This window comes from Allorhizobium paknamense (assembly GCF_030815125.1).
Classification (GTDB): Bacteria; Pseudomonadota; Alphaproteobacteria; order Rhizobiales; family Rhizobiaceae; genus Allorhizobium; species Allorhizobium paknamense.
Genome location: NZ_JAUSWH010000002.1, coordinates 415,837 through 442,021, shown reverse-complemented (window position 1 = coordinate 442,021; position 26,185 = coordinate 415,837). Strand labels below are relative to the sequence as shown.

The 26,185-nt window shown below is 61.0% G+C and carries 22 protein-coding genes and 1 other RNA gene; 3 read left to right on the top strand and 20 right to left on the bottom strand.

The window, feature by feature from the left end; translation table 11 throughout:
• Positions 1–135: 135 nt before the first annotated feature.
• From ftsA to QO005_RS05585, 3 genes are read right to left on the bottom strand one after another with little or no spacing between them, the layout of a single operon-like run.
• The gene (ftsA, locus tag QO005_RS05595; protein WP_307156998.1) at positions 136–1,464 is read right to left on the bottom strand and encodes a cell division protein FtsA; all 1,329 of its coding nucleotides are present in this window, start codon (positions 1,462–1,464) and stop codon (positions 136–138) included.
• Positions 1,461–2,396, bottom strand: coding sequence for a cell division protein FtsQ/DivIB (locus QO005_RS05590; RefSeq protein ID WP_307156997.1), 936 nt, complete (start codon positions 2,394–2,396; stop codon positions 1,461–1,463). Before QO005_RS05590 ends, ftsA begins: the two co-directional genes overlap by 4 nt.
• Positions 2,384–3,310: a D-alanine--D-alanine ligase gene (locus tag QO005_RS05585; RefSeq protein ID WP_307156996.1), complete on the bottom strand. Its 927-nt coding sequence runs from the start codon at positions 3,308–3,310 to the stop codon at positions 2,384–2,386. The genes QO005_RS05590 and QO005_RS05585 overlap by 13 nt, the downstream gene beginning before the upstream one ends.
• 332 nt (positions 3,311–3,642) lie before the next feature.
• Between QO005_RS05585 and QO005_RS05580 the strand changes: the two genes are divergently transcribed.
• Entirely contained in the window at positions 3,643–4,947 is a 1,305-nt protein-coding gene (locus QO005_RS05580) for an MFS transporter (RefSeq protein WP_307156995.1), read from the top strand.
• Between the two features lie 219 nt (positions 4,948–5,166).
• On the opposite strand, the gene murB is transcribed toward QO005_RS05580, so the two are convergent.
• The 17 genes from murB to QO005_RS05495 form a co-directional block, all read right to left on the bottom strand.
• Positions 5,167–6,141: a UDP-N-acetylmuramate dehydrogenase gene (murB, locus tag QO005_RS05575; RefSeq protein WP_307156994.1), complete on the bottom strand. Its 975-nt coding sequence runs from the start codon at positions 6,139–6,141 to the stop codon at positions 5,167–5,169.
• Entirely contained in the window at positions 6,138–7,553 is a 1,416-nt protein-coding gene (gene murC, locus QO005_RS05570) for a UDP-N-acetylmuramate--L-alanine ligase (RefSeq protein WP_307156993.1), read from the bottom strand. Before murC ends, murB begins: the two co-directional genes overlap by 4 nt.
• The gene (murG, locus tag QO005_RS05565; RefSeq protein ID WP_307156992.1) at positions 7,550–8,671 is read right to left on the bottom strand and encodes an undecaprenyldiphospho-muramoylpentapeptide beta-N-acetylglucosaminyltransferase; all 1,122 of its coding nucleotides are present in this window, start codon (positions 8,669–8,671) and stop codon (positions 7,550–7,552) included. The genes murC and murG overlap by 4 nt, the downstream gene beginning before the upstream one ends.
• Positions 8,672–8,677: 6 nt before the next feature.
• Entirely contained in the window at positions 8,678–9,832 is a 1,155-nt protein-coding gene (gene ftsW, locus QO005_RS05560) for a putative lipid II flippase FtsW (protein ID WP_307156991.1), read from the bottom strand.
• A gap of 1 nt (position 9,833) precedes the next feature.
• The gene (gene murD, locus QO005_RS05555) at positions 9,834–11,231 is read right to left on the bottom strand and encodes a UDP-N-acetylmuramoyl-L-alanine--D-glutamate ligase (protein WP_307156990.1); all 1,398 of its coding nucleotides are present in this window, start codon (positions 11,229–11,231) and stop codon (positions 9,834–9,836) included.
• 6 nt (positions 11,232–11,237) lie between these two features.
• On the bottom strand, positions 11,238–12,338 hold the full coding sequence (mraY, locus tag QO005_RS05550) for a phospho-N-acetylmuramoyl-pentapeptide-transferase (RefSeq protein ID WP_307156989.1): 1,101 nt from the start codon (positions 12,336–12,338) through the stop codon (positions 11,238–11,240).
• 23 nt (positions 12,339–12,361) lie between these two features.
• Positions 12,362–13,792, bottom strand: coding sequence for a UDP-N-acetylmuramoylalanyl-D-glutamyl-2,6-diaminopimelate--D-alanyl-D-alanine ligase (locus QO005_RS05545; RefSeq protein ID WP_307156988.1), 1,431 nt, complete (start codon positions 13,790–13,792; stop codon positions 12,362–12,364).
• Positions 13,789–15,249 (bottom strand): UDP-N-acetylmuramoyl-L-alanyl-D-glutamate--2,6-diaminopimelate ligase, encoded by a 1,461-nt coding sequence (locus tag QO005_RS05540; RefSeq protein ID WP_307156987.1) that lies wholly within the window; start codon positions 15,247–15,249, stop codon positions 13,789–13,791. The genes QO005_RS05545 and QO005_RS05540 overlap by 4 nt, the downstream gene beginning before the upstream one ends.
• A gap of 288 nt (positions 15,250–15,537) precedes the next feature.
• Positions 15,538–17,286 carry a peptidoglycan D,D-transpeptidase FtsI family protein gene (locus tag QO005_RS05535; RefSeq protein WP_307156986.1) on the bottom strand — a complete coding sequence of 583 codons (1,749 nt, stop codon included), beginning with the start codon at positions 17,284–17,286 and terminating at the stop codon, positions 15,538–15,540.
• On the bottom strand, positions 17,286–17,657 hold the full coding sequence (ftsL, locus tag QO005_RS05530) for a cell division protein FtsL (RefSeq protein ID WP_307156985.1): 372 nt from the start codon (positions 17,655–17,657) through the stop codon (positions 17,286–17,288). The genes QO005_RS05535 and ftsL overlap by 1 nt, the downstream gene beginning before the upstream one ends.
• A 4-nt stretch (positions 17,658–17,661) precedes the next feature.
• The gene (rsmH, locus tag QO005_RS05525; protein WP_307156984.1) at positions 17,662–18,687 is read right to left on the bottom strand and encodes a 16S rRNA (cytosine(1402)-N(4))-methyltransferase RsmH; all 1,026 of its coding nucleotides are present in this window, start codon (positions 18,685–18,687) and stop codon (positions 17,662–17,664) included.
• Between the two features lie 14 nt (positions 18,688–18,701).
• A complete protein-coding gene (gene mraZ / locus QO005_RS05520; protein ID WP_307156983.1) occupies positions 18,702–19,142 on the bottom strand; it encodes a division/cell wall cluster transcriptional repressor MraZ in 441 nt (146 codons plus the stop codon).
• A gap of 377 nt (positions 19,143–19,519) precedes the next feature.
• Positions 19,520–19,916, bottom strand: an RNA gene (rnpB, locus tag QO005_RS05515) — RNase P RNA component class A.
• Between the two features lie 70 nt (positions 19,917–19,986).
• Complete coding sequence (locus tag QO005_RS05510) at positions 19,987–21,255, bottom strand: NAD(P)/FAD-dependent oxidoreductase (RefSeq protein ID WP_307156982.1); 1,269 nt, start codon at positions 21,253–21,255, stop codon at positions 19,987–19,989.
• A 184-nt stretch (positions 21,256–21,439) separates the two neighbouring features.
• Entirely contained in the window at positions 21,440–22,057 is a 618-nt protein-coding gene (locus tag QO005_RS05505; RefSeq protein ID WP_307156981.1) for a lytic transglycosylase domain-containing protein, read from the bottom strand.
• Between the two features lie 260 nt (positions 22,058–22,317).
• Positions 22,318–23,076 carry an N-acetylmuramoyl-L-alanine amidase gene (locus QO005_RS05500; protein WP_307156980.1) on the bottom strand — a complete coding sequence of 253 codons (759 nt, stop codon included), beginning with the start codon at positions 23,074–23,076 and terminating at the stop codon, positions 22,318–22,320.
• Positions 23,073–23,810, bottom strand: a complete 738-nt coding sequence (locus QO005_RS05495; protein ID WP_307156979.1) for a J domain-containing protein — start codon at positions 23,808–23,810, stop codon at positions 23,073–23,075. Before QO005_RS05495 ends, QO005_RS05500 begins: the two co-directional genes overlap by 4 nt.
• Before the next feature lie 327 nt (positions 23,811–24,137).
• Here QO005_RS05495 and QO005_RS05490 point away from each other — a divergent pair, with 327 nt between their 5' ends.
• The gene (locus QO005_RS05490; protein WP_307156978.1) at positions 24,138–25,364 is read left to right on the top strand and encodes a pyrophosphate--fructose-6-phosphate 1-phosphotransferase; all 1,227 of its coding nucleotides are present in this window, start codon (positions 24,138–24,140) and stop codon (positions 25,362–25,364) included.
• Positions 25,365–25,526: 162 nt separating this feature from the next.
• Positions 25,527–26,162: a hypothetical protein gene (locus QO005_RS05485; protein WP_307156977.1), complete on the top strand. Its 636-nt coding sequence runs from the start codon at positions 25,527–25,529 to the stop codon at positions 26,160–26,162.
• Positions 26,163–26,185: the final 23 nt, after the last annotated feature.

The window sequence follows — 26,185 nt, the reverse complement described above, 5'->3', positions numbered from 1 at the left end:
CTTCCCTGGCCGCATCGCCCTGGCCAACGTCACTTCAGTTTGTCGCCGGATCCGGAAGCAAACCCGCTACACGCTTCCTGAACCCGCTCTTTTCTCATCTGGCCCGAATCGTCTCTCGACCGGCGGGCCGGTTCTTCAAAAACTTTCTTTCAGCCATTGTCCCACACGCATCATGCGGCTGTTGCCCGCGCCAGCGGAGAAAAATCCTCCCTGGCTCGCGGCAATTTCCTGATCGGCCACCTGCGGATAGATCATCAGACCCACAGCGGTCGAAAAGGCAGGGCCTTTCGCCGCAACCGGCAGGCCGGAGACACCCATGGGGCGGCCGATCCGGACGTTGCGGGCAAGCATGCGCCGCGCGACTTCCGGCAGACCGGTCAACTGGCTTGCGCCACCGGTCAGTACCACTCGCTTCCCGACCACCGGGCTGAAGCCCGAAGCGTGGATCCGGTCACGAATCATCTCCAGTGTCTCTTCAATACGCGCTTGAATGATTCGCGTCAGCAGGGAACGTGGCACTTGTGTCGGTAAATCGCGATCATCCTCGCCAATGGGTGGGATTGCGATCACATCACGCTCATCCGCGCCGTTGGCGAAGGCCGATCCATGCACCACCTTCAACCGCTCCGCATCCTCGATGCGGGTGGAAAGACCGCGCGCAAGATCGGTGGTGACGTGATGACCGCCAATGCCGATGGCATCGGTATGAATGAGCTTGCCTTCGGCAAAAACCGAAATGGTGGTGGTGCCGCCGCCCATGTCGATGGCCGCGCAGCCAAGCTCCACCTCGTCATCCACCAGCGCCGCAAGGCCGCTGGCATAGGGGGTTGCCACCAGCCCCTCGACCGTCAGATGCGCGCGGTTGATGCAAAGCTCCAGGTTTTTCAGCGCCGGACGCTCCGCCGTCACCACATGCATGTCCACGCCAAGCGTATCGCCAAACATGCCGAGCGGATCGCGAATGCCGCGCTCGCCATCCAGCGAATAGCCGGTGGCCAGCGAATGCAAAAGCACGCGCTCGCGGCGCTGCGACTGCTGGTTGGCCGCCGCCAGAACCCGACGCAGGTCGGCATTTTCCACTTCCTGCCCGCCCAGATCGATGGTGGCGGTGTAGACATCCGATTTGATACGGCCTGCAGAGACGTTGACGATCAGGCTGTCGACGGTAAGCCCCGCCATGCGCTCGGCGGCATCCACGGCCAGACGCACCACGCTTTCAACGGCATCAATATCGGCAATCACGCCGGATTTCATGCCGCGCGAACGCTGGTGGCCAATGCCGATGATTTCCACGTGATGGGTGCGGCCCGGCAGCACATCGCTTTCCTTGCGCGGCGTCAGCCGCCCGATCATGCAGACCACCTTGGTGGAGCCGATATCCAGCACCGACACCACATGCGCCCGCTTGGACGACAGCGGCTTCATGCGCGGCAGGCCGAAAGAAGAAGACCCGAATATGCTCATATCCGCTGCTCCGCCTGTTTGACGGCCTTGGTGCGGGCGGCAACCGCCGCCTGACGGCGCTGGTCGGCCTCGGGCGTCAACTGCACGGCCATGCGGTCGGGCAGACGCAGGTCCACGGCCAGGATGTCACGCTCCAGAAGCTTCTCTTCGCCTTCCATCCGCGCCAGACGGGCAAGGGCGGCCCCTACATCCTCTTCCGGCAGCTTCACGACCACGCCATTATCCAGATGCACATCCCAGCGACGGCTGGCGACGCGCACATAGGCCTTGATCCGCGCCTTGATCTCCGGCCAGCCATCGAAATCGGCATCCACGTCCTGGGCGGCGACTTCGGCATCGCGCCCCACGAACAGCGGCAGGCTGGCAAACTTGTTGTCACGCAGCGGCGCAATCACGCTGCCATTCTTCTCGATCAGCGACAGCTCCGAACCATGCTGCCAGATACCGTAGGCTTCCCGCTCCTTGACATTAACCTCGATGGTGCGCGGATAGATCTTGCGCACTTCCACGGACTGGATCCACGGCAGCTCGGAGACGCGACGGCGGGCCTCATCGGCATTGATCGCCACCAGCGAGGTCGTGCCATCGAGGCCGAGCGATTGCAGCACGTCGATTTCCGAGGTGTGAACATTGCCGGAGAGCTTGACGTCCTCGATGGCAAAGCCTGCCGTGGAGGTCATGGCCTGCTCGACCACCGGCCAATGGCCGCCCTGGACGATGCCGTAGCCGCCAACGGCCACGCAATAGGCGAGAAAGGACAGCTTGCCGAGATGATCGGGCACCGCAACCTTGCCGGCGCAGAGCGCAATCACGAAGCGCGCCACGCGGCGGAACGGACGCGGCAAAACCAGCCCCGCCTCATCGGCGAGCACGGCTGCCGGGCGCTCGCTCTTGCGCTTGCCACCCGATTTTTTGGCGCTTACCGAGAGCACGAAGCGTCCTCCACCATCCAGCTGCACAGTTCAGAAAAGGAAATACCGGCATGAGCGGCCATTTCCGGAACCAGCGATGTCGGCGTCATGCCCGGCTGCGTGTTGATTTCGAGCCAGATCAGCTCTCCATCCTCGGAAAAACGGTCATCGTACCGAAAATCCGACCTGCTCACGCCCCGGCACCCGATCGACTCATGCGCCCTGACTGCCAATTCTTGTATTCTTTGGTAAATATTCGGTGAAAGCTGTGCCGGAATGACATGGGACGAGCCGCCAGCGGCATATTTGGAATCAAAGTCATAAAAGGAATTGGCCTTGGCGATCACTTCCGTGACATCCAGAGCCTTGCCGTTCATCACGCCGCAGGTGAGTTCGCGGCCAGCAATATATTTCTCCACCATGACCACATCGCCATAGCGCCACTCGGACGAACCGATGATCTGCGGCGGATGCGACTGGTCTTCCTTGACGATCACCACGCCGAAACTCGACCCTTCCCGCACCGGCTTCACCACATAGGGCGGCGCGATGGGATGCTCATTGCCGATCTCGAAACGTGACATCGCCTTGCCGAAGGCAACGGGAATACCGGCAGCGGCGGCAACTTTCTTGGCCTGCGCCTTGTCCATGGCCAGCGCCGAGGCCAGCACGCCGGAATGCGTATAGGGAATGGAAAGATATTCGAGGATGCCCTGAATGGTGCCATCCTCGCCGAACGGGCCGTGCAACGCGTTAAACACCACATCGGGGCGCAGTTCCGAGAGAACCTCCGCGACATTGCGCGAGACATCGACACGGGTGACGCGGTAACCCGCCTCTTCCAGCGCCGCCGCACAGGCATTGCCGCTGGAAAGGCTCACCGGCCTCTCCGACGAAAACCCGCCCATCAATACGGCGACATGCTTGGCACCCATCTTCACCCTCGACACATGTAAACTCAAATCTACCGCGTACAGCCTTGTGCGCGGCTTGCGGCGGAATCAGGTGATTCCACTGCCTGCGTTGATAAAACGTCATTAAGGTTAATGAACCGTTTACTTTCGTTAACCGCCGCCGCCAGCTTTTTGTTTTTGCGGAATTTGCGGTCAAAATCAGAGTTGCCCGCCCCCTCACCCGTTCCAGGCTGCATTCCCCGGAATTGCACGGAAATTACGTGTTTGCGCTTTCACAAGCATGAAAATTGCGTTAAGGCCGCTTCACCTTTCTTTGAAAGAGCTGAAATGACACTTCTCCGGGGACTTAATCCATGACTGAAGCGGTACGCTCCGTATCGCCGTCCTCTGAGCCGTTGGCGCCTGTTGCAGTCAATTCTCCCGCACGCGTTCTGACGGCCAGCCTGGTCGGCACAACCATCGAATTCTTCGACTTCTACGTTTACGCCACGGCGGCAGTGCTTGTTTTTCCGACGCTTTTCTTCCCGAACAGCGATCCGATGACGGCGCTTCTCGCCTCTTTCGCCACCTTCTCCATCGCCTTCTTTGCCCGTCCCATGGGCGCTGTGGTCTTTGGCCATTTCGGTGACCGCATCGGCCGCAAGGCGACACTGGTGGCGGCATTGCTCACCATGGGCATTTCCACGGTAATCATCGGCCTGTTGCCGACCTATGAACAAATCGGCGTGATGGCGCCGCTGCTGCTTGCCCTTTGCCGCTTCGGCCAGGGCTTCGGGCTTGGCGGTGAGTGGGGCGGCGCGGTGCTGCTGGCCACGGAAAATGCGCCGGAAGGCAAGCGCAACTGGTATGCCATGTTCCCGCAGCTTGGCGCACCGGTCGGCCTGTTCCTGTCCTCGGGCATTTTCTGGCTGCTGCTGCATGTCATGTCCAAGGATGCGCTGGTCGCCTGGGGCTGGCGCGTGCCCTTCGTCGCCTCGACGCTCCTGATCGCCGTTGGCCTGTGGGTCCGCTTCTCGATCTCGGAAACACCTGCCTTCCGCAAGGCCATGGAAGCCCATGAGCGCGTTGCCGTGCCGGTCAAGGAAGTGTTCGGCAAGTACAAGCGCAGCCTGTTCCTCGGCACCTTCGTGGCGCTCGTTACCTTCGTGCTTTTCTATATCGGCACGGCCTGGCTGCTTTCCTACAATGTGAAGGTGCTGCAGATCCCCTTCCTCGACGCGCTGGAAATCCAGATCATGAGCGCCGTGGTCTTCGGGATCTTCATTCCGCTCACCGCCAAGGTGGGTGACAAGATTGGCCGCCGTCTGTCGCTGATCGTCATCACCATCCTGATCGCCGCCTTCTCCTTCCTGCTGCCAACACTGCTGACGGCTGGCGAAGCGGGCGTAGCCATCTTTGCCGCTGGCTCCATGGCGCTGATGGGCATGACCTATGCCTTGATCGGGGCCGCCCTTGCCGCCCCCTTCCCGACCAGCGTGCGCTATACCGGCGCATCGCTCACCTTCAACTTTGCCGGTATCGTCGGCGCCTCGCTGGCGCCTTACGCCGCCACCTGGCTCCAGACCAATTACGGCATGGCTGCCGTCGGCTATTATCTCGGCCTAGCCGCCGTGATCACGCTGGTCTGCATTCTGGCCTCCGGCAAGGAAGAAGTCTGACTTTTCTGGAGCCCGGTTCGCCGGGTTCTACAGCGCCGTGCGCCATATATGGGGCACAAAGGTTCGCTGTAGCGCTTTAAATCTACTGCATGATTCCTTAAATCGACTCCGATTTAAGGAATCATGCAGTAGATAACTTGAATCAGCTTCTTAACAACAAAAAACGCCGCCAAGTGATTCTACTGGCGGCGTTTTTTTACGAAAGCTGAAAGATCAGGTTTACTCGGTCGTCGCGCCCATGAACGGGGACACTTCGCGGCCCGGCATGAACAGACCTAGCCGCTTGATCTCCCACTGCAGCTTGACGCCGGAGGTCTCGAAAACCCTCTGACGGACGGTCTCGCCCAGATATTCCAGATCATAGGCCGTGGCATGGCCGACATTGATCATGAAATTGCAATGCAGCGACGACATCTGCGCCCCGCCGATCATCAGACCCCGGCCACCGGCCTCGTCGATCAACTCCCAGGCGGAATGGCCGGGCGGGTTCTTGAAGGTGGAACCGCCGGTCTTTTCCTTGATCGGCTGCACCGTTTCGCGGTGCTGGCGCACAGCATCCATTTCAGTGCGGATCTTCGCCTTTTCGTCGGCATAGCCTTCGAACAGCGCGCCGACGAAAATCAGGCCTTCCGGCGCATCGGAGTGGCGATAGCTATAGCCCATCTGCTCTTTCGAGAGGATATGCGTATTGCCCTGCCGGTCCACCGCCTCCACTTCCAGAACGCGGGCCGCTGTCTCGCCGCCATTGGCACCGGCATTCATGCGCAGCGCCCCGCCGATCGAGCCGGGAATACCGTAATAGAAGGCAAAGCCGCCGATATTATTGTCCATCGCCATGGCGGCGATATGCTTGTCCGGGCAGATGGCGCCGGCGCGTATGCGATTATCGCCCTCCAGTTCCAGGCCGCCGAAGCCCTTGGCCGACAGGCGGATCACCACACCCGGAATGCCGCCGTCGCGTACCAGAAGGTTGGAGCCCACGCCCACCACCGTCAGCGGCACGTCTTCCGGCAGCAGTTTCAGGAAGGCAATGAGATCTTCCTTGTCATGCGGCTGAAACATCAACTCCGCCAGCCCGCCTGCCTGGAACCAGGTCACCCGGTCCATGGGCGCATTCGGTGTCAACCGGCCCCGCAACGCATCTACACCAGGCCCCAGCCGAGCCAGCAGCTTTTCCCCATCCACCTGTTTCATTCAGACTTTCCTGACAGCAATTCCAATTCTCTGGGCAGGGCCGCCGCCCATTGCGTGATATTTCCCGCTCCCAACAGGACCACAAAGTCCCCCGGTTGCGCAATGGCAGAAATGAGGCGCGGCAAGTCTTCAGGCGTGCTCAGAAAGCGCGCATCACGGTGACCGCCCGATTTGATACGGGAAACGAGGTGCTCGGAATCGGCTCCCTCGATGGGATCTTCACCTGCAGCATAGACGGGAGCCAGCAAAATACTGTCCGCATCGTTGAAACAATTGGCAAAATCCTCGAAGAGGCTTGAAAGGCGCGAAAAGCGGTGCGGCTGATGCACGGCGATGATGCGTCCCGTGCAGGCCTCGCGCGCTGCCTTCAAAACGGCCTTGATCTCAACCGGATGGTGGCCGTAATCGTCGAAGACCTGCACGCCATTCCAGCTTCCGGTGAGCGTGAAGCGGCGCTTTACCCCGCCAAAACCGGAGAGCCCCTTGCGAATCGCCTCCTCGGAAATGCCGAGCCGGTTTGCCACCGCAATGGCGGCGCAAGCATTGGAAATATTATGACGGCCCGGCATGGGCAGCATCAGATCCTTGAACTGAAAGACACGGCCCGTGCGGCGGCGGCGGATTTCGACATCGAAAATCGATTGCGTGCCGTTCAGCCGCACATTGGAAAAGCGCACATCGGCCTGCGGGTTTTCACCATAGGTGATGACCTTGCGGTCCTCGATGCGCCCCACAAGTGCCTGCACTTCCGGATGATCCAGGCACATGACGCCAAAGCCATAGAAAGGCACGTTCTCCACGAATTGCCGGAAGGCGGCGCGTACGGCATCGAAATTGCCGTAATGATCGAGATGCTCGGGATCGATATTGGTGACCACGGCCACATCGGCAGGCAGTTTCAGGAAGGTGCCGTCGGACTCGTCGGCCTCCACCACCATCCACTCGCCTTCGCCCATGCGGGCATTGGTGCCATAGGCATTGATGATGCCGCCATTGATGACGGTGGGATCGAGCGACCCCGCTTCCAGCAGGGCCGCCACCATGGAGGTCGTGGTGGTCTTGCCATGGGTGCCGCCAATGGCGATTGCATTGCGGAAGCGCATCAGTTCCGCCAGCATTTCAGCCCGACGCACCACCGGCAGTAGCTTTTCGCGCGCCGCAATCAGTTCGGGATTGTTCTTCTTGATGGCGGTCGAAACCACCACCACTTCGGCCTCGCCGAGATTATCTGCCGTGTGGCCGACAAAAACCTCGATACCCTTGGCGCGCAGGCGCTGCACATTGGCACTGTCGGCCTGATCGGACCCCTGCACCTTGTGACCGAGATTGTGCAGCACCTCGGCAATACCGCTCATGCCGATCCCGCCGATCCCGATGAAATGGACCAGGCCAATGCTTTGCGGCATTTTCATTTGCGCATTCCCTTTACAGCATCAATCGATTTCCCGCTCGCAATAGCTTCAACCAGATCGGCAAGCAAGCCTGCCGCCTCCGGTTGTCCCGTGCGTTTGGCGGCAATCGCCATGTCGGCAAGTGTTTCAGGTGTGGCCATCCAGCCCGTGAGCAGGTCGCGAATCTTTTCCGGCGTCAGCTCCGATTGCTTCACCACCAGCGCCCCGCCCTGCCGCTCCAGTGCAGCGGCATTGGCGGCCTGGTCGTGATCCAGCGCGTAAGGATAGGGCACGAGCACGGAGGGACGGCCGATTACCGCCAGTTCTGACACCGTGGAGGCCCCGGAGCGGCAGATCACCACCTGCGCCCGGGCAATACGCGCTGCCATGTCGGTAAAGAAGGGCGCAACCTCCGCCGGAATGGCAAGCTTGCGATAGCAATCGCGCACGCGCTCTTCATCCTCGGGCCGGGCCTGTTGCGTCACCGTCAGGCGCTTGCGAAGTTCCTCATCCAGCAGGCAGATGGCATTGGGCACGGCGCTGGAAAAATGCTGCGCGCCCTGGCTGCCGCCAAACACCACCAGATGAAAAGGATCTTCAGCAATCGCAGTCCTGTAAGGCTCGCGGGCGGCCTCCAGCACGGCGGGCCGTACGGGATTGCCCGTCACCACGGTCTTTACCGCATAAGCGCCGCCTGCGGGCAGGAAGCCACCAGCTATGGCGCGCACCCGCGCGGCCAGAAGCTTGTTGGCGCGGCCCATCACCGCGTTCTGTTCGTGAATGAGTGTCGGCACCTTGAGCGCGGACGCCGCCATCAGCGGCGGAACGGTGGGATAGCCGCCAAAGCCGATGACGGCAGCAGGCCTCAGCCGCGCGATCAGCTTTTTGGCGGCACGATAGCCATTCCACAAAGTGAGTAAGGCTCGGGCCATGGCAATGGGATTTTTCGAGCCGATGGTGGCAGACGCCACGACATGAATCTCGTCGGCGGGAAATTTCCCGGCATAGCGCTCGGCCCGCTTGTCGGTGACGAGATGCACGGTGTAGCCGCGCGCCTTTAATTCATGCGCCAGCGCTTCCGCCGGAAAAAGATGGCCGCCGGTACCCCCGGCGGCGAGAAGAACGAGCCCTTTGGACATAGGCGATTACTCCGCTGGAACACCCTGCATGGACCGGAAAAGCCGCCGTGCCTGCGAGCGCTTTTCAGGCCTGTGCCGGGTGAGCGCCAGAATGAACCCGGCGGTGACACAAATGGCCACCATAGACGAACCGCCATAGGAAATCAGCGGCAGCGTCATGCCCTTGGCAGGCAGGAGTTCGAGATTGACGCCGATATTGATCATCGACTGGACGCCGATCTGCAGTACCAGACCGGCCACTGCGAAGCGGTTGAAATCATTGCGGTCGCGATAGGCGTGGCTCAAGCCCCGGATGACGAGGAAGGCGAAGATCGCCACCAACGCCAGACAGAAGACGATACCGAATTCCTCCGCCGCCACCGAAAAGATGAAGTCCGTATGGGCATCGGGAATGATGCGCTTGACGATACCCTCGCCCGGACCGACGCCGAACCAGTTGCCGCGAATGATCGCCTCCCGCGCCGTATCCACCTGGAAGGTGTCGCCCTCGCCGGTCATGAAGCGGTCGATACGGCCCGCAACGTGCGGCATGGTGTAATAGGCGCCGACCGAACCGACGCCACCGATGACGGCGAGCATGATGATCCAGATCCACGGCACACCGGCCATGAAGAACATGCCACCCCAGACCACGGAGGTCAGGATGGTCTGGCCGAAATCCGGCTGCACCATCAACAGCGCCACCACCACCATGAACAGCAGGATGGCGAAGAGATTGCCCGGAATATCCGGCTGGCGGGCGTGTTCGGCAAAAAGCCAGGCGCAGACGACCACGAAGGCGGGCTTCATGAATTCCGACGGCTGGATGGAGAGCGGCCCGAAATTGATCCAGCGATGCGCGCCCTTGACCTCGGGGCCGAAGAACAGCGCCAGGATCATCAGGCCGATGGAGGCCATGAGAATGAGAATGGCCGCCCGGCGCACCTGACGCGGCGACAGGAAGGACAGGCCGATCATCGTGGCAATGGCGGGAATGGTGAAAGCGGCATGGCGCTTGACGAAGTGGAAGCTGTCAAGCCCGATACGCTCGGCAACGGCGGGCGATGCGGCAAAGGACAGCATGAAGCCGATGCCCATCAGCAGGATGAAGGTGATCAGAAACAGCCGGTCGATGGTCCAGAACCAGTCGGCCAAGGCTCCACGTTCGGCGCGGCTTACCATGTCACTTCACTCCCGTTGTGGGTTCAACCAGCATTGTCACACCATCCAGCGCGGCCACCAGCGATACGAAGGCATCGCCCCTGACCTCGAAATTCTTGTACTGGTCGAAGCTTGCGCAGGCCGGTGACAGCATCACAGCCACCTGCCCGCCATCCGCATCTGCGTCTGCAATGGCATGGGCCAGCGCCCGGTCCAGCGTGCCGGAAATCTCGAAGGGCACTGCCGTGCCGAGCGTGGCGGCAAAGGCAGAGGCCGCCTCGCCGATCAGATAGGCCTTGGCGATGCGCGAAAACAGAGGCGCAAGAGCGGTGATGCCGCCCTCCTTGGGCAGACCGCCGGCAATCCAGTAGATCCGATCATAGCTCGACAATGCCGGCGCTGCCGCCTCGGCATTGGTGGCCTTGCTGTCGTTGACGAAGACGACCTTACCCCGGCGGCCCACCGGCTGCATGCGGTGTTTCAGTCCGCCGAAGCTTAAGAGTCCGGCGCGCACCTCATCCACCGTCAGGCCGACGGCAAGGCAGGCGGCGATGGCAGCAGCTGCATTCTGGGCATTATGGCTGCCGCGCAGCGTCTGGATGCCGTTCAGATCGGCAATCAATTCCTCACCGCGGAAAATGCCATGATCCTTGTTGTAGAAGCCGTTCGCCAGCTTCTGGCGTTTCGAAATGCGCAGAACCCGATTTCCGGCGCGCTCCAGCCGTTCGGCAATGCGTTCGCAATAGCTGTCATCCACACCGACGATAGCCGTCTGCGCACCGGCCACCAACCGCTCCTTGATCTCGGCATAGTGCTGCATGGTGCCGTGGCGGTCGAGGTGATCGGGGGTGAGATTGAGCAGGATGCCCGCCGTCGCATCGAGCGTCGGGGCAAGGTCGATCTGGTAGGAGGAGCATTCCACCACGTAATGACGGCCCTTGGCGGGCGGCTCGAGCGTCAGCATGGCCGTGCCGATATTGCCGCCAAGCTGGGTGTCGCGCCCGGCGGATGTCAGGATATGGGCGATGAGCGCCGTGGTGGTGGATTTGCCATTGGTGCCGGTAATGGCGATGAAGGGGCAATCCGGCTCGGTGGCGCGGCGCTCGCGAACGAAAAGCTCGACATCGCCGATGATCTCCACACCGTTGGCATGGGCGAGATCCACCGTCCAATGCGGCTTGGGATGAGTGAGCGGCACGCCCGGCGACAGGATGAAGGCCGCCAGCAGCGACCAGTCGATGCCCCGGAGATCCTCAGCCGGAAGGCCGCGTGCGCGCGCCTTGTCGACACTGTCGGGATTGTCGTCCCAGACCAGCACCTCCGCGCCGCCCGCCTTCAAGGCCTCGGCGGTGGCAAGACCCGATCCGCCGAGCCCGAACAGCGCAACCTTCTGCCCCTTGAATGTGGAGACCGGGATCATCGCCGCTTACCTCAGCTTCAGCGTCGAGAGGCCGAGCATGGCAAGGCCGACGGCGATGATCCAGAAACGGATGACCACCTGGCTTTCCGTCCAGCCCTTTTTTTCGAAATGGTGGTGGATCGGCGCCATGAGGAAGACGCGCTTGCCGGTGCGTTTGAACCAGAAGACCTGAATGATGACCGACAGCGTTTCCATGACAAAGAGGCCGCCGATGATCGCCATGACGATTTCATGCTTGGTGGCAACCGCCACGGTGCCGATCAGGCCGCCGAGCGACAAAGAGCCGGTATCGCCCATGAAAATGGCGGCAGGCGGCGCGTTGAACCATAAAAAGCCGAGACCGGCGCCGATCACCGCGCCCAGGATCACCGCAAGCTCGCCGGTGCCGGGCACGAAATTGATCTGCAGATAGCCGGAAAACACGGCATTACCGGCCAGATAGGCAATCAGGCCAAAGGCTGCGGAAGCAATCATCACCGGCACGATGGCAAGCCCGTCCAGCCCATCGGTCAGGTTTACGGCATTGCCGGCGGCAACGATGACGAAGCCGCCGAAAAACACGAAGAAATAGCCGATGTTCAGCAGCGCATCCTTGAAGAAGGGAAAGGCGATGGAGGTGGCGATATGCGCGCCCTGCGGCGCCGTGACCATGGCGGTGCGCATCATGAAGAACACGGCAATACCGGCGATGATGAATTCGAAGCCCAGACGCGCCCGCCCGGAAAAGCCCTTGTCGGACTGCTTCGTCACCTTCAGATAGTCATCATAGAAGCCGATGGCGCCGAAGCCCAGCGTCACCAGCAGCGTCGCCACCACATAGACATTCGAAAGATCCGCCCAGAGCAGCGAGGAGCCGACAATACCGGCCAGAATCATCAGCCCGCCCATGGTGGGCGTGCCGGCCTTCTTGAAATGCGTCTGCGGCCCATCGGCGCGGATCGGCTGGCCCTTGCCCTGGCGCACGCGCAGCGAGGAAATAATGGCCGGGCCGAAGAGAAAGACGATCAACGCGGCGGTGAACATCGCGGCACCCGTCCGGAAGGTGATGTAACGGAACAGGTTGAAGAACTGAAGGTGATTTGCGAGTTCAACGAGCCAAATGAGCATGAAAGGTCTTTCTGGTAGAGATCTTATCGGCGGGCGGTGTCGTCCATCGGCGGATAGGTGTCAAGCAGGGCCTTGACGATCTTGCCGAAGCCGATGCCAAGCGAGGACTTGACCATCAGCACATCGCCCGGCTGCACCTCACTGACGGCATAGGCCGCCAGTTCCTCGGTGGTGGGAAAATGGATCGCCGTCATGGTGTCCGGAAGTTCGGTCTTCAGCGCCGCCATGTCCTTGCCCGCAAGCCAGACATGCTCGATGCCTGCCGCCATCAGCGGTCCGGCCAGTTCTGCATGCAGCTCTGCGGAATGGCTGCCCATTTCCAGCATATCGCCCAGAACGGCGATGCGCCGTCCCGCACCGGTGGGGTGGGCGGCGGCAAGCACGGCAATGGCCGCCCGCATCGAGGCCGGGTTGGCGTTATAGCTTTCATCGATCAGCGTCAGACTGGAGGCGCCGATCGCCAGACGATGCCGCGCGCCGCGGCCCTTGACGGCCTGAAGTGCTGCCAGCGCATCGGCGGCGGCATCGAGATCGGCCCCGACCAGCCGCACGGCGCCCAGTGCCGCCATGGCGTTTTCGGCAATATGCAGGCCCGGCGCGCCTACGCGGATTTCGTGGGTTTCGCCTTCGATCACCGCCCAGATGGTGGAGTGATCGGCGCCGCCATCGAACTCTGCCAGCCGGAAGGCAGCATGGGCATGCTGGCCGAAGGAATGGATATGCTGCACGCCAGCGGCCTGAGCCTTGGCCACAAGATAGTCGTAATAGGCATTATCGCGGTTCAGCAACACTTCGCCGCCGGGCTCCAGCCCCAGGAAGATTTCCGCCTTGGCATCGGCGATTTCGTCAATGCTGTTGAAATTGCCGAGATGGGCAGGCGCGATGGTGGTGATGATCGCCACATGCGGACGCACCATCTGCACCAGCGGCGTGATTTCGCCGCCGTGGTTCATGCCGATCTCGAACACGCCGAAATGGGCGGTGGCAGGCATGCGCGCCAGCGTCAGCGGCACGCCCCAATGGTTGTTGAAGGAAGCCACCGCCGCATGCACCTCGCCGGAAGGCTCCAGCACATGGCGCAGCATTTCCTTGGTGGTGGTCTTGCCCACCGAGCCGGTGACGGCAATGATGCGGGCTTGCGAGCGGGCGCGGGCGGCAAGGCCGAGCTTCACCAGCGCCGCCATCACATCCTCCACCACGATCATCGGCACGGTCAGGCGGCCAAGGGCGGGCAGTTTCGCTTCATTGACCACCAGCAGCGCGGCCCCGTTGGCAAGCGCGATGCTGGCATAATCATGCCCATCCACCCGGTCGCCCTTGATGGCGAAAAAGGCCTCGCCCGGCTGAATGGTGCGGCTGTCGATGGAAATGCCGGTAATACCGGCAGGCAATGTGCCGACCGGACGTCCGGCCATGGCGGCAAGCAGATCCTCGGACTTCCAGAGAAAGGTCAAGGCTGAAACTCCTCCATTGCTTTCAGGATTTCGGCATGATCGGAAAAGGGTAACGTCACACCCCCAACGATCTGCCCCTCCTCATGCCCCTTGCCCGCCACGATCAGCGTATCGCCGCTCGAAAGCATGGCGACACCTGCGCGAATGGCCTGGCTGCGGTCTGCAATCTCGATGCCGCGCGGTGTGGCCGCCATGATCTCGCTGCGGATCTCGGCGGGAATTTCCGAGCGCGGATTGTCGTCGGTGACGATGGCAATATCGGCAAGCCGGTTGGCGACATCCCCCATGATCGGGCGCTTGCCCTTGTCACGGTCGCCGCCGCAGCCGAAGACGACGATGATCCGGCCCGTCGTGAAGGGACGCACGGAGATGAGCACCTTTTCCAGCGCATCCGGCTTGTGGGCGTAATCGACATAGGCAAGCGCGCCGTTCTTTGCCTGCGCCACCAGTTCGAGCCGACCGGCCGCACCCTGCAATTTTTCCAGCGCCTTCATCGCCACGGCGGCGGGCACGCCGGTGGAGATGGCAAGCCCTGCGGAAACCAGCGCATTGGCGATCTGGAAATCACCGGCCAGTGGCAGGTCTACTTCGAAGATCGTGCCGTCATGATGAATTTCCGCCGTCTGCTTGTGGCGGAAATGCTCGACGCGCTTCAGCGCCAGGAAATTGCCGCTGCGCCCGACGGTGCGCACGTCATGGCCGGATTCGGTCGCGACCCGGATGGCCTCGGCCGACCAGGCATCGTCGCTGAAGATCACGGCGGGTGCGCCCTTCGGCAGCAGACTGTCGAACAGCCGCATTTTCGAGGCCATGTAATGCTCCACCGTCGGGTGGTAATCCATATGGTCGCGGCCGAGATTGGTGAAGCCCGCTGCCGCAAGACGCACGCCATCCAGCCGGTGCTGGTCCAGCCCGTGGCTGGAGGCCTCCATGGCCGCATGCGTCACGCCCTCATCGGCAAGCTCCGCCAGCAGTGCATGCAGCGCCACCGGGTCCGGCGTGGTCAGCGAACCATAATCGTTGCGCGTCGGCGAAATCACGCCCGTCGTACCGACCTGCGCGGCGGCATGGCCTGCGGCAGCCCAGATCTGGCGGGTAAAGGAGGCAACGGAGGTCTTGCCCGCCGTGCCCGTCACAGCAACCATGGTTTCAGGTTGACGGCCGTAAAAGCGCGCGGCGAAAAGCGCCAGCACCCGGCGCGGCTCGCGCACCACCAGCACCGGCACGGAGGTTTCGACCGGCGCGCCGGTGATGATAACAGCCGCCCCCTTGGCAACGGCATCGGCAATATAGCTGGAGCCATCGGCCTTGGTGCCGGCAAGGGCAAAAAAGGCAAAGCCGGGCGCGACCCTGCGGCTATCCGCGGTCAGCCCGGCAATTTCCAGCGCACCAAGGCTTTCAAGGCCCGTGCCGATCATGTCGCCCAAAGCCCCCTGGGCCAGATCCTGCAATTTCATCGTCCGTCGTCCCCTGCGGGCGTGGCCGCCCGCGTCATGAAGTATGAAATCCGCACCTTGCCCGAAGCCTTATGCCCGAACACCGGCGATGCCTTGCGAATCTCCGCGCTACAGCGCGGTGCGCCATATATGGCGCACAAAGGTTCGCTGTAGCGCTTTCCATCCGCTGCATAGTTTTGGCCTTAAATCGATTCCGATTTAAGGAACTATGCAGTAACCCTTGTGCCATAAAAGGCGACAGCTTTGCGGCAGCGCGTCATTTTTTCCCGGACGATGGCGGCGTCAGACTCAGTACGAAACGAGCATGCCATTGCCTGCCTGGCCGAAATCCGGCTCGACACCCAGAATGGAACCCGAACGGCGAATGATATCGCGCACAATGGGTGCCGCCGTATTGGCCGCCAGCATGCCGCCCTCGCCATCATGCGGCTCGTCGCAGAAGCTCAGCACCACATAGCGCGGATTCTTGATCGGAAAGGCGGCCAGGAAGGCGTTGAAATTCAGCTTGTGGTCATAGCGGCCATTCACCACCTTGTCGGCGGTGCCGGTCTTGCCACCGACATCGAAGCCCGGCACGCGCGCATTGCGACCGGAGCCGATGACACCATTATATTCAAAAAGATAGCGCATATCGGCGCTGGTCTGCGGGCGGATGACGGCTTCGGCCATTTCATCGGCCTGCTCACGCGAGCGCGGCAGGAAGGTCGGCGGAATGAGCTTGCCGCCATTGACCAGCGCCATGCCCGCCACCGCCGTCTGCAAGGGCGTGGTGGACACGCCATGGCCGAAGGCAATGGTAATCTGGTTGACCGGACGCCATTCACGCGGCTGCGAGGGCATTTTCACTTCCGGCAATTCGGTGTTCATCTTGGTCAAAAGACCGAGACGGGTCAGAAACGCCTTGTGATCGGGAATGGAGACCGTCTGGGCGATCTTCGCCGTCCCGATATTCGAGGAATAGCGGAAAATATCGGCCACGCTCAGGAAGGTGCCGCGTCCGTGCAGATCGTGAATGGTGAAGCCACCGATCTTGATCGGATAGCGGGCGTCGAAACTGTCACTGAGCTTCACCCGGCCCGAATCGAGCCCCATGGCCAGCGTGAAGGATTTGAAGGTGGAACCCATTTCGAACGTACCGTTCGACATGCGGTTCAGCCAGCCTTCCTTGGCGCCTTCCTCCGGCTTGTTCGGATCGAAATCCGGATAAGAGGCCATGCCCAGCACTTCGCCGGTATTAGCATCCAGAACCACGGCGCCGGTGCCCTTGGCCTTGTAGTTGATCATCGCATTCATCACCACGTCATGGACGATGTTCTGAACGCGCAGATCGATGGAAAGCTTCACCGGCTCCAGCCGGGCATTGCTGGTCATGCCGAGATCGGCAAGATCGGCAAGGCCCTGGTTGTCGATATATTTCTCCATCCCGGCCATGCCGCGATTGTCGATATTGACGAAGCCGACAATGTGCGAGGCAACCGAACCGCCGGGATAGAAACGGCGCTTTTCGGGGCGGAAGCCGATGCCGGGAATGCCGAGCGCCAGGATCTGGCTCTGCTGCTTTGGCGTTAGCTGGCGACGCAGCCATTGGAAATGCGACTTGGAATTCAGGCGCTTATAGGTGTCGCGCGCATCGAGGTCGGGCAACACTGTCTGCAGCTTTTCGATGGCCTCATCGGCATCGACGATCTTGTGCGGTTCGGCAAACAGCGAAACGGTGCGGATATCGGTGGCGAGCACCTGACCGTTGCGGTCGAGAATATCGGGCCGCGATGCCATCAGCCGGTCCGGCGGCATGATGCTGGACGTGCTTTCCGGCTGGGCATAGCCGTAATGCATCAGCCGCACACCGATAACACCATAGACCGCCGTGAAGGCGAGAATGATCAGGCCAACGCGGCGTCTGGCCATTTCGGCCTTGCGCTTGCCGATCCCGTCGAAATTCCGGGCCTTGCCGCCGGTTACCACCCGCCCACGCCGCACATCGGCGGAAAAATGGGCCTTGGACTTCACAAGCATCAATCGCGACAGGAAAGACATCAGCGTTTCACCGATCCGGTTGTGATCTTGTCCATGGGAATGGGCGGCTTCTGGTTCTCGGCCAGCGCCGGTTGCGGCACCTGCGCCTTGGGCATGGGCAGCTCATTGGGCCGCGCCAGCTGGTTGGGGTCCGTCGGCTGCAGCTTCAATTCGGCCTGATAGGCATTGGCAAGCTTCTCCAGGCGGTTCGGCTGCGTCAGCAGCGCCCAGTCGGCCTCCAGCAATTCGATCGTGTCGTGCTCCAGGCGGATTTCCGCTTCGATACGCTTCAGATCCTGCAGCTTGTCATCGGTCTTGTGCTTGATCTGGTAGGTGACGGTGGCAGCCGCCGCCATGGCGCCGATCATGATGATATCAAGGGTGCGCAGCATGGTCTCAGCCTCCCATCCGTTCGATCTCGGCGAGATCGGGCAGGTCGAAAATCGAAAAATCAGCCTTCATCGGCGATGCGTCGGTGCGGATACCAGCGCGCAGCTTGGCGGAACGGGCGCGCGGATTGGCCTCGGCCTCCTCCTCGCTGGCCGCCACCATGCCCTTGCCGACGGGCTCGAAGATCACCGGCTTTTCCACCGCCACCGGCAGATGGCGCGAGCCGGAAGCCTTGCCGGAACGATCCGCGAAGAATTTCTTGACGATGCGGTCTTCCAGCGAGTGGAAGGTAACGACCACCAGCCGCCCGCCGGGTTTCAGGGCGCGCTCGGCGGCAAACAGCGCCATGGCCAGTTCGCCAAGCTCGTCATTCACAAAAATGCGCAGCGCCTGGAAAACCCGGGTGGCCGGATGGATCTTGTCCTTGGCCTTGCGCGGCGTCACGATCTCGATCATGCCCGCCAGATCGCGGGTGGTCTCGAAAGGCTTTTCAGTCCGGCGCTTCTCGATGGCGCGGGCAATGCGGCCCGCCTGCTTTTCCTCACCCAGAAAGCCGAAAATGCGAATGAGGTCGCCCACCTTGGCGCGGTTGACGACATCAGCGGCAGAGGGGCCGGAGACGGACATGCGCATGTCGAGAGGGCCGTTCTTCTGGAAGGAGAAGCCGCGTTCGGCCTCATCGATCTGCATGGAAGAAACGCCGATATCCAGCACCACGCCATCCAGCCCGCCTTGCGGGGCGAACTGATCGAGAGCAGAAAATTGCGTATGATGCAGGACAAGACGCCCGCCATGGACTGCAACCAGCGCCTGCCCGGCGGCAATCGCCGTCGGATCGCGGTCCAGCGCGATCACGTTTGAGCCTGCATCGAGAAGAGCACTGCTGTAGCCGCCGGCACCGAAAGTGCCATCCAGAATGACCTTGCCGGGCTGAGGCTCGAGCGCCGCAACCACTTCGGAGAGAAGAACCGGGATGTGACGGACCGGTCCGCCTTCGGCATCAGTCAAGCCTGTGCCAAGATCCGTCACCATCCCGCCTCTCCGTATCAGCCCGAACCGGAACTCTTCAGCCCCAATCCACGTCTCGCTGCCGTCTGCGCCTCGTGAAACGCTTCCGGCCGCCACAATTGAAAATGATCCGAACGCCCCACGAAGGTAACCTCCGTGGTGATGCCCGTGAAGTCGCGGATGAAATCCGTGACCATGAGGCGCCCCTCCGAATCGAGGCGCATGAAGACCCCGCCCCCATGTATCAGGAGCGACATCTCGTTTGCACCCGGCGAAAAGGGATCTTCCGCCGAGATCTGACGCTCGTACCGCTCGAGCAGGTCCGGACCGCCGATGCTGATGGCCGGGAAAGTGAAATCCTGGAAGCAGTAAAGCTCCTGGATATCCCGGCTTGAAAGCACAGCACGAAACGCCGCCGGAACGGAGACCCGCCCCTTCGCATCGATCCGATTTGTCGCATTGGACAAGAAGCGGTTCATGACGCCTTACAGCCGCTCCCCTCCGATGAACGCGGACCTCATAGCCGCATGTCCACTGATTCACGCCTGCCGCCATGGGCCGGAAGGTACGCAGAACAGAACCGCTCCAGGCCCTCAAGGCCTGCCCTTCTTTTTCACATGTCCGGGCTTCAGATCGCCCTTCAGCAGTGCAGGAATGGGATAACATGGGACATCATGGGCGTCAATGGGATGAGGCCGGCGCACCGGCCCGATGCATCCCTCGTTTATATCCTGTTAAGTTTAATGAATGGTTATTGAATTCGCCTTCAAGGGCTTATTCCACCCCTTGGAGACAACAAGGGCGCGTGGCAATAATCACCCTGATTTCTCAGGGGTTTGTCAGGAAAATAGAAGAAAATACCAGTCGGCCTGTAAGCCGGGTTCTGTATGGCCCCGGTTTCCCGGAACGTGGCAGCCATTCATCTGGGACGGCGCTTGCGCGCCGCCTCTCGCGACCCACCCGGATGGCTGGCCTGGAAACCAGCTGTGGCCGCACGCGGCCCGCGCCATCCCTATTCGGTCTTGCTCCCGGTGGGGTTTACCATGCCAAGGGCTGTTGCCAGCCTCGCGGTGGGCTCTTACCCCACCTTTTCACCCTTGCTCCGGCCAGGCCGGGGCGGTTTGTTTTCTGCGGCACTTTCCCTGAGGTCACCCTCGCCGGACGTTATCCGGCACCGTGTTTCCATGGAGCCCGGACTTTCCTCACCCCACCGCCTTTCGGCATTGGTGAAGCGCGGCTGCCCGGCCGACTGGTGCGCCGTGCTTACCGAAGCTGACCGGCGAATGCCACAGGAATCTCACGAAAACACGGGATTAGAGCGTTTCATTGTTTCACGGAAACATTGAAACGCTCTAGCTCTTTGTTTTCACGCATTTCCGGACGGAAAACCGGTTTCCACTTTTCCTGGAAATGCTCCAAATCCACCGCATCGTCTTCGTGGAACAGCCTCCCATGCAGAAGAAGCTCTGCCCCAAGCCGGCCGATTTCATCCGAACTTTTGGCTGCGGCCCCGCAGCCCCCGGACAGCACGCCGATGCGCGGGCTCTCGCTCCAGCCTATGGCCGGATAGCCGCCGGGCGTAAACGAGGTGACACAGGCCGCCATGGAGAGTGGCGCATGAACGAGCGATGGCACGAGGTTGCCGATGATTCGATGCAGGTGATCGCGCGTGCTCTCCCGCCCGCCGCTTCTGAACCAGGCGCGGATGTCAGGCTCTGTGGTCAGCCGCAGATCGTCCGGATCACCGCCAATCTTCAGATAGGTCTTGCCATCGGGGTAGCGCACCGGCGGCAGCAGATAGATGTGATCCTTCGGATCGTCCGGCTCATGAATGAGCGACGGCATACCCTGATAGCGCTGAAGCTCGGCCTCCGGAATTTCGAAGAAGGCAACGGTGCGGGCATAGACGGCAAGGTCGAGCCGCTGGGGCAGCAGATCGTCGGCGATGGAAAAGCCGCCAGCCGCCACCAGAACCTTTTCGGCGCGGATGGTGTTGCCCTCCGCTGTCGTCACTTCGGCGTAAGCACCGGCATCGCGCACGCGAATGGCGGTTTCACGGAAGATGGTCGCCCCTGCCCGCTCAGCCAGCAGCGACTGCGCCTCAACAAGCCTTCGCGGATTGACGTAACCTGCCTGCTTCGGTTCATGCACGCCCATGGCCCCCGCCGCAAAACGGAAATAGGGAAAGCGCGCCTGAAGACCTGCCTCATCCAGATGATCCGTCTGGACATTGAGACCGGATGCCGCCTCGATCACCCGTTCGATATAGGTGGAAACGCCGCCGGGCTTCGGCGCGACGATCAGGCAGCCAACCTCGTGATAGAAGCGAATGCCACTTTCGGCTTCGATCTCGCCATAGCGTGCGATGGAACGGTTGGCGAGCCGCGCCCAGATCGGATTACCATCGATGGTGCGGGTGATACGGGCCTCATCGTAATGGCTGGCGAACACACCCTGATGGTCGGCCTTGCTTGCCGGTTCATCGGGACCGATCAGCGCCACGCCGTCCGTCTGCCGCGCCAGATGCCGCGCCGCAGCCGCCCCCATCATGCCCCGCCCGATGATCGCATATTTGAAAAGCCGTTCCGTCATGTCCGCTTCCTTCGCAATGAAGGGTTCGGATAGCATGACTGAACGGCTTTGACAGTATCAGGATTGCCGCAGGCAAAAAGTTAGAGCGCCGATCTGATTCAATCAGCTCGGAAAGCGCTCTAACTCTTTGCTTCTACGCATTTCCGGACGGAAAACCGGTTTCCACTTTTCTCAGGGCAATGCTCTAAGCCCGCCGGTCCCCCAGCATGGCCTGAACCTGGCCGCAATATTGCTTGGAAACGGCATTCATGCGGGTGGCGCCATGGCCGGCATTGTAGCGCAGGATGGCGCCGCAGGTGGTGCCGCCGCCAAGCTGATGCGCCATGGCGAGATATTTCATGCCGTATTTGAGATTGGTCTCGGGATCGTAAAGACCGGCGACACTGCCGCTATAGCCCATGGCGCGGGCCGTAGCGGGCTTGATCTGCATCAGGCCGATTTCGCCATGGGTGCCTCGGGCTTTCGGGTTATAGCCGCTTTCGATCTTCACCACGGCCTGGGCCAGTTCCACCGGCACGCCATATTGCTGGGCATAATTGGCAACGAGCCCGTGATAACGGCTCTGCCCCTCTTGCCTGTCGGAACCGATATCCTTCCTGGACATAACGGGAGCCGATGCCTTGCGCTCGGAGCGATCATTGTCATCGGCCTTTACCTTTTCGGCCTGCTCTTTCTTCTCATTGGCGGCACGGATCATGTCCATCAGGGTCTTGCCGTTTCCAGCTTCACCGGCAAAGGACTGGCCGGCTCCGGACAAAGTGACAGCGAGGCATGCAGCAGCAGCGAAAAGATGCGTTTTCATGTAGAAATTCAGTCTCCACCAGGAGGCATGGCATAGTCATGTCAAAAGCCAAAGCTTTACCCTTGCCGCGCTGTATGCAAAGCGCAGCCTGCCATTGCCCTCATCGTTGATATTGAGGCCGGACTTGCATTTCCGATGTCAAATCCGCCGTTCAGCCCGGCCTATAGACAATCGCAATAAGGAAATCCTATGGCACGCGGCAAAAGTGAAATTTTTTGCCGGTTTTTAGTTTGAAGACGCTTGAGAAGAAGAAGCTTTGTTCAGGCAAATCTTGGCAGGGCCGCCAGCAGCCGATGCAGCGTATCGATGGTGGAAAAATCCGCCACGCCATCCACCCGCTCCTGGCGGAAATGCAGCTGGAAGCTCTTGACCACGCCTTCCGTCGCCGGGTCGAATTCACCGGTAATCTCAACGGGATACCCATAGAGCGACAGCATGGACTGCAAGGCCTCGATAGGCTGGCCGCGATCCCCTTTCTGGAAGAAGCGCCCACCCATGATCGGGGCGGGGTCTACCCAATGGCCAATCCCCTGCTGGGCAAGCCAGCCCCAAGGGAAATGCTCGCCCGGATCCACCTTGCGCACCGGGGCCACATCGGAGTGCGCCAACACCCGCTCCGGGGGAATTTGCCATCGATCTGCACAATACCGACACAATTGGGCAACGGCTTCCAGCTGCTTTTCAGGATAAGGCGGCAGCAAGGGATGCCCGGCATTGGCGATTTCAATACCGATGGAGCGGGAATTGGTATCCGTTACGCCCGCCCAGAAGCTCTTGCCCGCATGCCAGGCGCGGCGGGCTTCCGGCACCATCTGCACCACCTCACCGTTTTCCCGCACGAGGTAATGGCTGGAAACCTGACTTTCCGGATTGCAGAGCCAGGACAGCGCCCCATCCTCCGTCGGCATGCCGGTATAATGCAGGATGATCATGTCCGGAACGGCCCCATCCACGCGCTCACCATGATTCGGCGAGGGCACGACGGTCGCACCCGGAAAATCGGCTGAAAAGCAGGTCATGCCGCGCGGCGTTCCTTTTCGATGGCCGCATAGGCCGCATTGAAAGCCGCCATGCGCTGATGGGCGGCAGCATGCATTTCCAGCGGCAGGCCGCGCGCATGCAGACGGTCTGGATGATGCTCGGAAGCCAGCGCCCGGTAGCGTTTGCGAATGGTGGCGAAATCATCATTCCGGGAAACGCCGAGAATGCCGTAAGGGTCTTCATCGGGATGGATGTGACGCGCCGCGAGCGCCTCGAACCGCTCTTCCGTAATGCCGAAAATCTCGGCGATGCGGCTCAGAAAGGCCATTTCCTTTTCGTGGATCAATCCGTCGGCCGTGGCGATGTGAAAGAGCGCGTCGATAATCTCTTCCAGCACAGGGCAGCCGGGCACGCGCGAGCCGCAGAGATTGGCCAGCTTTTCGGCATAGGCCTCGTAGCCGGCAATATCCTGCTTGGCGAGATTATAAAGCCGCGCCACATTGCGCGCTTCTTCCGGCGGAAAATCGAAGACAGAGCGGAAGGCATTGACCTCCGCTTCCGAAACAATACCGTCCGCTTTGGCCATCTTGGCCGAAAGCGCAATGATCGCCACCGAAAAGGAGACCCGGCGGCGGGTTTCCGGATCGCCCTCGAACAGCGTGCGGATCGATTCCACGATGGAAGACAAGGCATTGCCTGCCGCATCGGTGATGGAACCGAGCAGTTTGTCCCAGAAGGAAGCGAGCTGTTGACAGGCGAAGTCGAATATCATGGAAAAAGCTTGACCAAATCACCACGCAAAAAGCAAGCCGACGGGCTGGTGGAACCGGATTAAACTTTGTTCACGTTTATGCGGTTCCGTCACTTTCGCAAATTTAAGTTAAGGCACATCTAATATGGAAAACCCGCTTATCCACAGGGCGGCAAGTGTCGCGACAATTTGAAACGATTATATCGTCCAGCTTCGTGACAATTGGACGAAACCACGGATTTTCCTAGATTTTTTTCTTTACAGCGGCCCCGCCCTTGCCGCATCCCTTTGCCATTCATTTCGTAAACGAGACGGCTCTCGCGGTCTGGAACCGCAAAAGGAGGAAGAATGGCCAAGCAGAAAGTCGCGATGCTGACCGCCGGAGGGCTTGCACCCTGCCTGTCTTCGGCAGTGGGAGGCTTGATCGAGCGTTATAGCGATATTGCGCCCGATGCAGAGCTCGTTGCCTATAAATCCGGCTTTCGCGGGTTGTTGATGGACTACAAGATCGAGATCACGCCGCGCATGCGCGAACAGGCGCATGTGCTGCACCGCTATGGCGGCTCGCCTATCGGCAACAGCCGCGTCAAGCTCACCAATGTCGCCGATTGCGTGAAGCGCGGCCTGGTGAAAGAAGGCGAAGACCCGCTGAAGGTGGCCGCCGAACGGCTGGCAGCCGATGGCGTCACCATTCTCCACACGATCGGCGGGGACGACACCAACACCACCGCTGCCGATCTGGCCGCCTATCTCAAGACCAATGGCTATGATCTCACGGTTGTCGGCCTGCCGAAGACGGTGGACAACGACGTTTACCCGATCAAGCAGACGCTCGGCGCCTGGACGGCGGCGGAGGTGGGCGCACGCTTCTTCGACCACGTTTCCAACGAGCAGAGTGCCGCCCCGCGCACGCTGGTGATCCATGAGGTCATGGGCCGCCATTGCGGCTGGCTGACGGCGGCAACGGCGCGCACCTATATCAACCGCATCAAGCACAATGAATATGTCGACGGCTTCATGATGAACGAGCAATTGAAGACCATTGACGGTCTTTATCTGCCGGAAACCCATTTCGACATGGAGGCGGAAGCTGCTCGTCTCAAAGAATTGATGGACCGCACCGGCTTCGTCACGCTGTTCGTTTCGGAAGGCGCATGCATGTCGGAAATCATCGCCGACCGGGAAGCGGCAGGCGAAACAATCGCCCGCGACGCCTTCGGCCATGTCAAGCTGGACACCATCAATGTCGGCGCGTGGTTCCAGAAACATTTCGCCAAGCTTCTGGACGCAGAGCGCTCCATGGTGCAGAAATCGGGCTATTATGCCCGCTCTGCCCCTGCAAATCATGAGGATTTGCGACTCATTCAGAGCATGGTGGATCTGGCGGTGGAAAGCGGCCTCAATGGCATTTCCGGCGTGACCGGCCATGATGAGGATCAGGGCGGCAAACTGCGCACCATCGAATTTCCGCGCATCAAGGGCGGCAAGCCCTTCGATCTCAAGACGCCATGGTTCCAGGAGGTGGTGGATCATCTGGGTCAGAAGTTCCATCCTATCGCATCTGCCGCCCATTGACGGCAGGCAGGATTAGTGGCTTTTGTTTCTAGTCCACTGGCCAGGCAACTGGAAGCGCATGACCGGGCAGACTCAAACGTCCGGTCATGGAACCGCATCGGCAGACAAGCGTCTTTGCCATGATGCCCCAGTGATGGAAGGCTGAAGGAAGGGAGGATGCTGATGACATTGCAGACCACGCTCGTCTTCGCAGCCGCCTCTGTTGTTTTTCTGGCCGTTCCGGGACGTGGCGCCAAGCTCATCATTGCCTGCCGCAGAGCCGGAGGGCGCGGGCTGGCGACAGCCGCAGCCATCGGGACAGCCATTGGCCAGACAGCCATGGCAACGCTGGCACTTTTCGGCCTCTACCGTCTTTCGCTTGCCGATCCCACCCTGCTGCCGCAGTTCCGCTGGGTCTCTGGCGCGGTGCTGATGGTTCTGGCGTTGAGATTATGGCGCGCACCGCTGCATATCGGCCCGATGGCCGATAATGACAATCTGCCGCATAAAGCAGCACCGCTCGTGGTGGCGGAAAGCGCAAAGCTCGGGGCCATCAACCTGCGCAGCCTCGTCTTCGTCTCCGCCATGGGCGTTGAGGTCAGCCCCGCAAGCGTCGCCGACATGCAATTGCTGATCGCCCTGCCCGCCGTGTTCGGCTTAGCGGTGTTATCCACAAGCATTCTGCAGGCACTGTTTGCCCGCCGGGTGGAAGCACTGATCCGCCGCAGATCCATGCGCCTGCGCAGATCCATCCCCGGCAAGACCGTTTTGATCGCCGGACGCGCTGTCAGCGCGGGTTATCGCCGCATTGCGGCCTGACCCTTCCTCGCACTGACCCCTCT

Bases quoted from the DNA above. Each gene is read 5' to 3' on its own strand.
- murC (WP_307156993.1), bottom strand. From the start codon at position 7,553: ATGAAAATGCCGCAAAGCATTGGCCTGGTCCATTTCATCGGGATCGGC.
- QO005_RS05500 (WP_307156980.1), bottom strand. From the start codon at position 23,076: ATGACCTGCTTTTCAGCCGATTTTCCGGGTGCGACCGTCGTGCCCTCG.
- murG (WP_307156992.1), bottom strand. From the start codon at position 8,671: ATGTCCAAAGGGCTCGTTCTTCTCGCCGCCGGGGGTACCGGCGGCCAT.
- mraY (WP_307156989.1), bottom strand. From the start codon at position 12,338: ATGCTCATTTGGCTCGTTGAACTCGCAAATCACCTTCAGTTCTTCAAC.
- QO005_RS05585 (WP_307156996.1), bottom strand. From the start codon at position 3,310: ATGGGTGCCAAGCATGTCGCCGTATTGATGGGCGGGTTTTCGTCGGAG.
- QO005_RS05535 (WP_307156986.1), bottom strand. From the start codon at position 17,286: ATGTCTTTCCTGTCGCGATTGATGCTTGTGAAGTCCAAGGCCCATTTT.
- QO005_RS05495 (WP_307156979.1), bottom strand. From the start codon at position 23,810: ATGATATTCGACTTCGCCTGTCAACAGCTCGCTTCCTTCTGGGACAAA.
- QO005_RS05510 (WP_307156982.1), bottom strand. From the start codon at position 21,255: ATGACGGAACGGCTTTTCAAATATGCGATCATCGGGCGGGGCATGATG.
- rsmH (WP_307156984.1), bottom strand. From the start codon at position 18,687: ATGGTGACGGATCTTGGCACAGGCTTGACTGATGCCGAAGGCGGACCG.
- ftsL (WP_307156985.1), bottom strand. From the start codon at position 17,657: ATGCTGCGCACCCTTGATATCATCATGATCGGCGCCATGGCGGCGGCT.
- ftsW (WP_307156991.1), bottom strand. From the start codon at position 9,832: ATGGTAAGCCGCGCCGAACGTGGAGCCTTGGCCGACTGGTTCTGGACC.
- murD (WP_307156990.1), bottom strand. From the start codon at position 11,231: ATGATCCCGGTCTCCACATTCAAGGGGCAGAAGGTTGCGCTGTTCGGG.
- murB (WP_307156994.1), bottom strand. From the start codon at position 6,141: ATGAAACAGGTGGATGGGGAAAAGCTGCTGGCTCGGCTGGGGCCTGGT.
- QO005_RS05540 (WP_307156987.1), bottom strand. From the start codon at position 15,249: ATGAAATTGCAGGATCTGGCCCAGGGGGCTTTGGGCGACATGATCGGC.
- QO005_RS05505 (WP_307156981.1), bottom strand. From the start codon at position 22,057: ATGAAAACGCATCTTTTCGCTGCTGCTGCATGCCTCGCTGTCACTTTG.
- ftsA (WP_307156998.1), bottom strand. From the start codon at position 1,464: ATGAGCATATTCGGGTCTTCTTCTTTCGGCCTGCCGCGCATGAAGCCG.
- QO005_RS05485 (WP_307156977.1), top strand. From the start codon at position 25,527: ATGACATTGCAGACCACGCTCGTCTTCGCAGCCGCCTCTGTTGTTTTT.
- QO005_RS05490 (WP_307156978.1), top strand. From the start codon at position 24,138: ATGGCCAAGCAGAAAGTCGCGATGCTGACCGCCGGAGGGCTTGCACCC.
- QO005_RS05580 (WP_307156995.1), top strand. From the start codon at position 3,643: ATGACTGAAGCGGTACGCTCCGTATCGCCGTCCTCTGAGCCGTTGGCG.
- mraZ (WP_307156983.1), bottom strand. From the start codon at position 19,142: ATGAACCGCTTCTTGTCCAATGCGACAAATCGGATCGATGCGAAGGGG.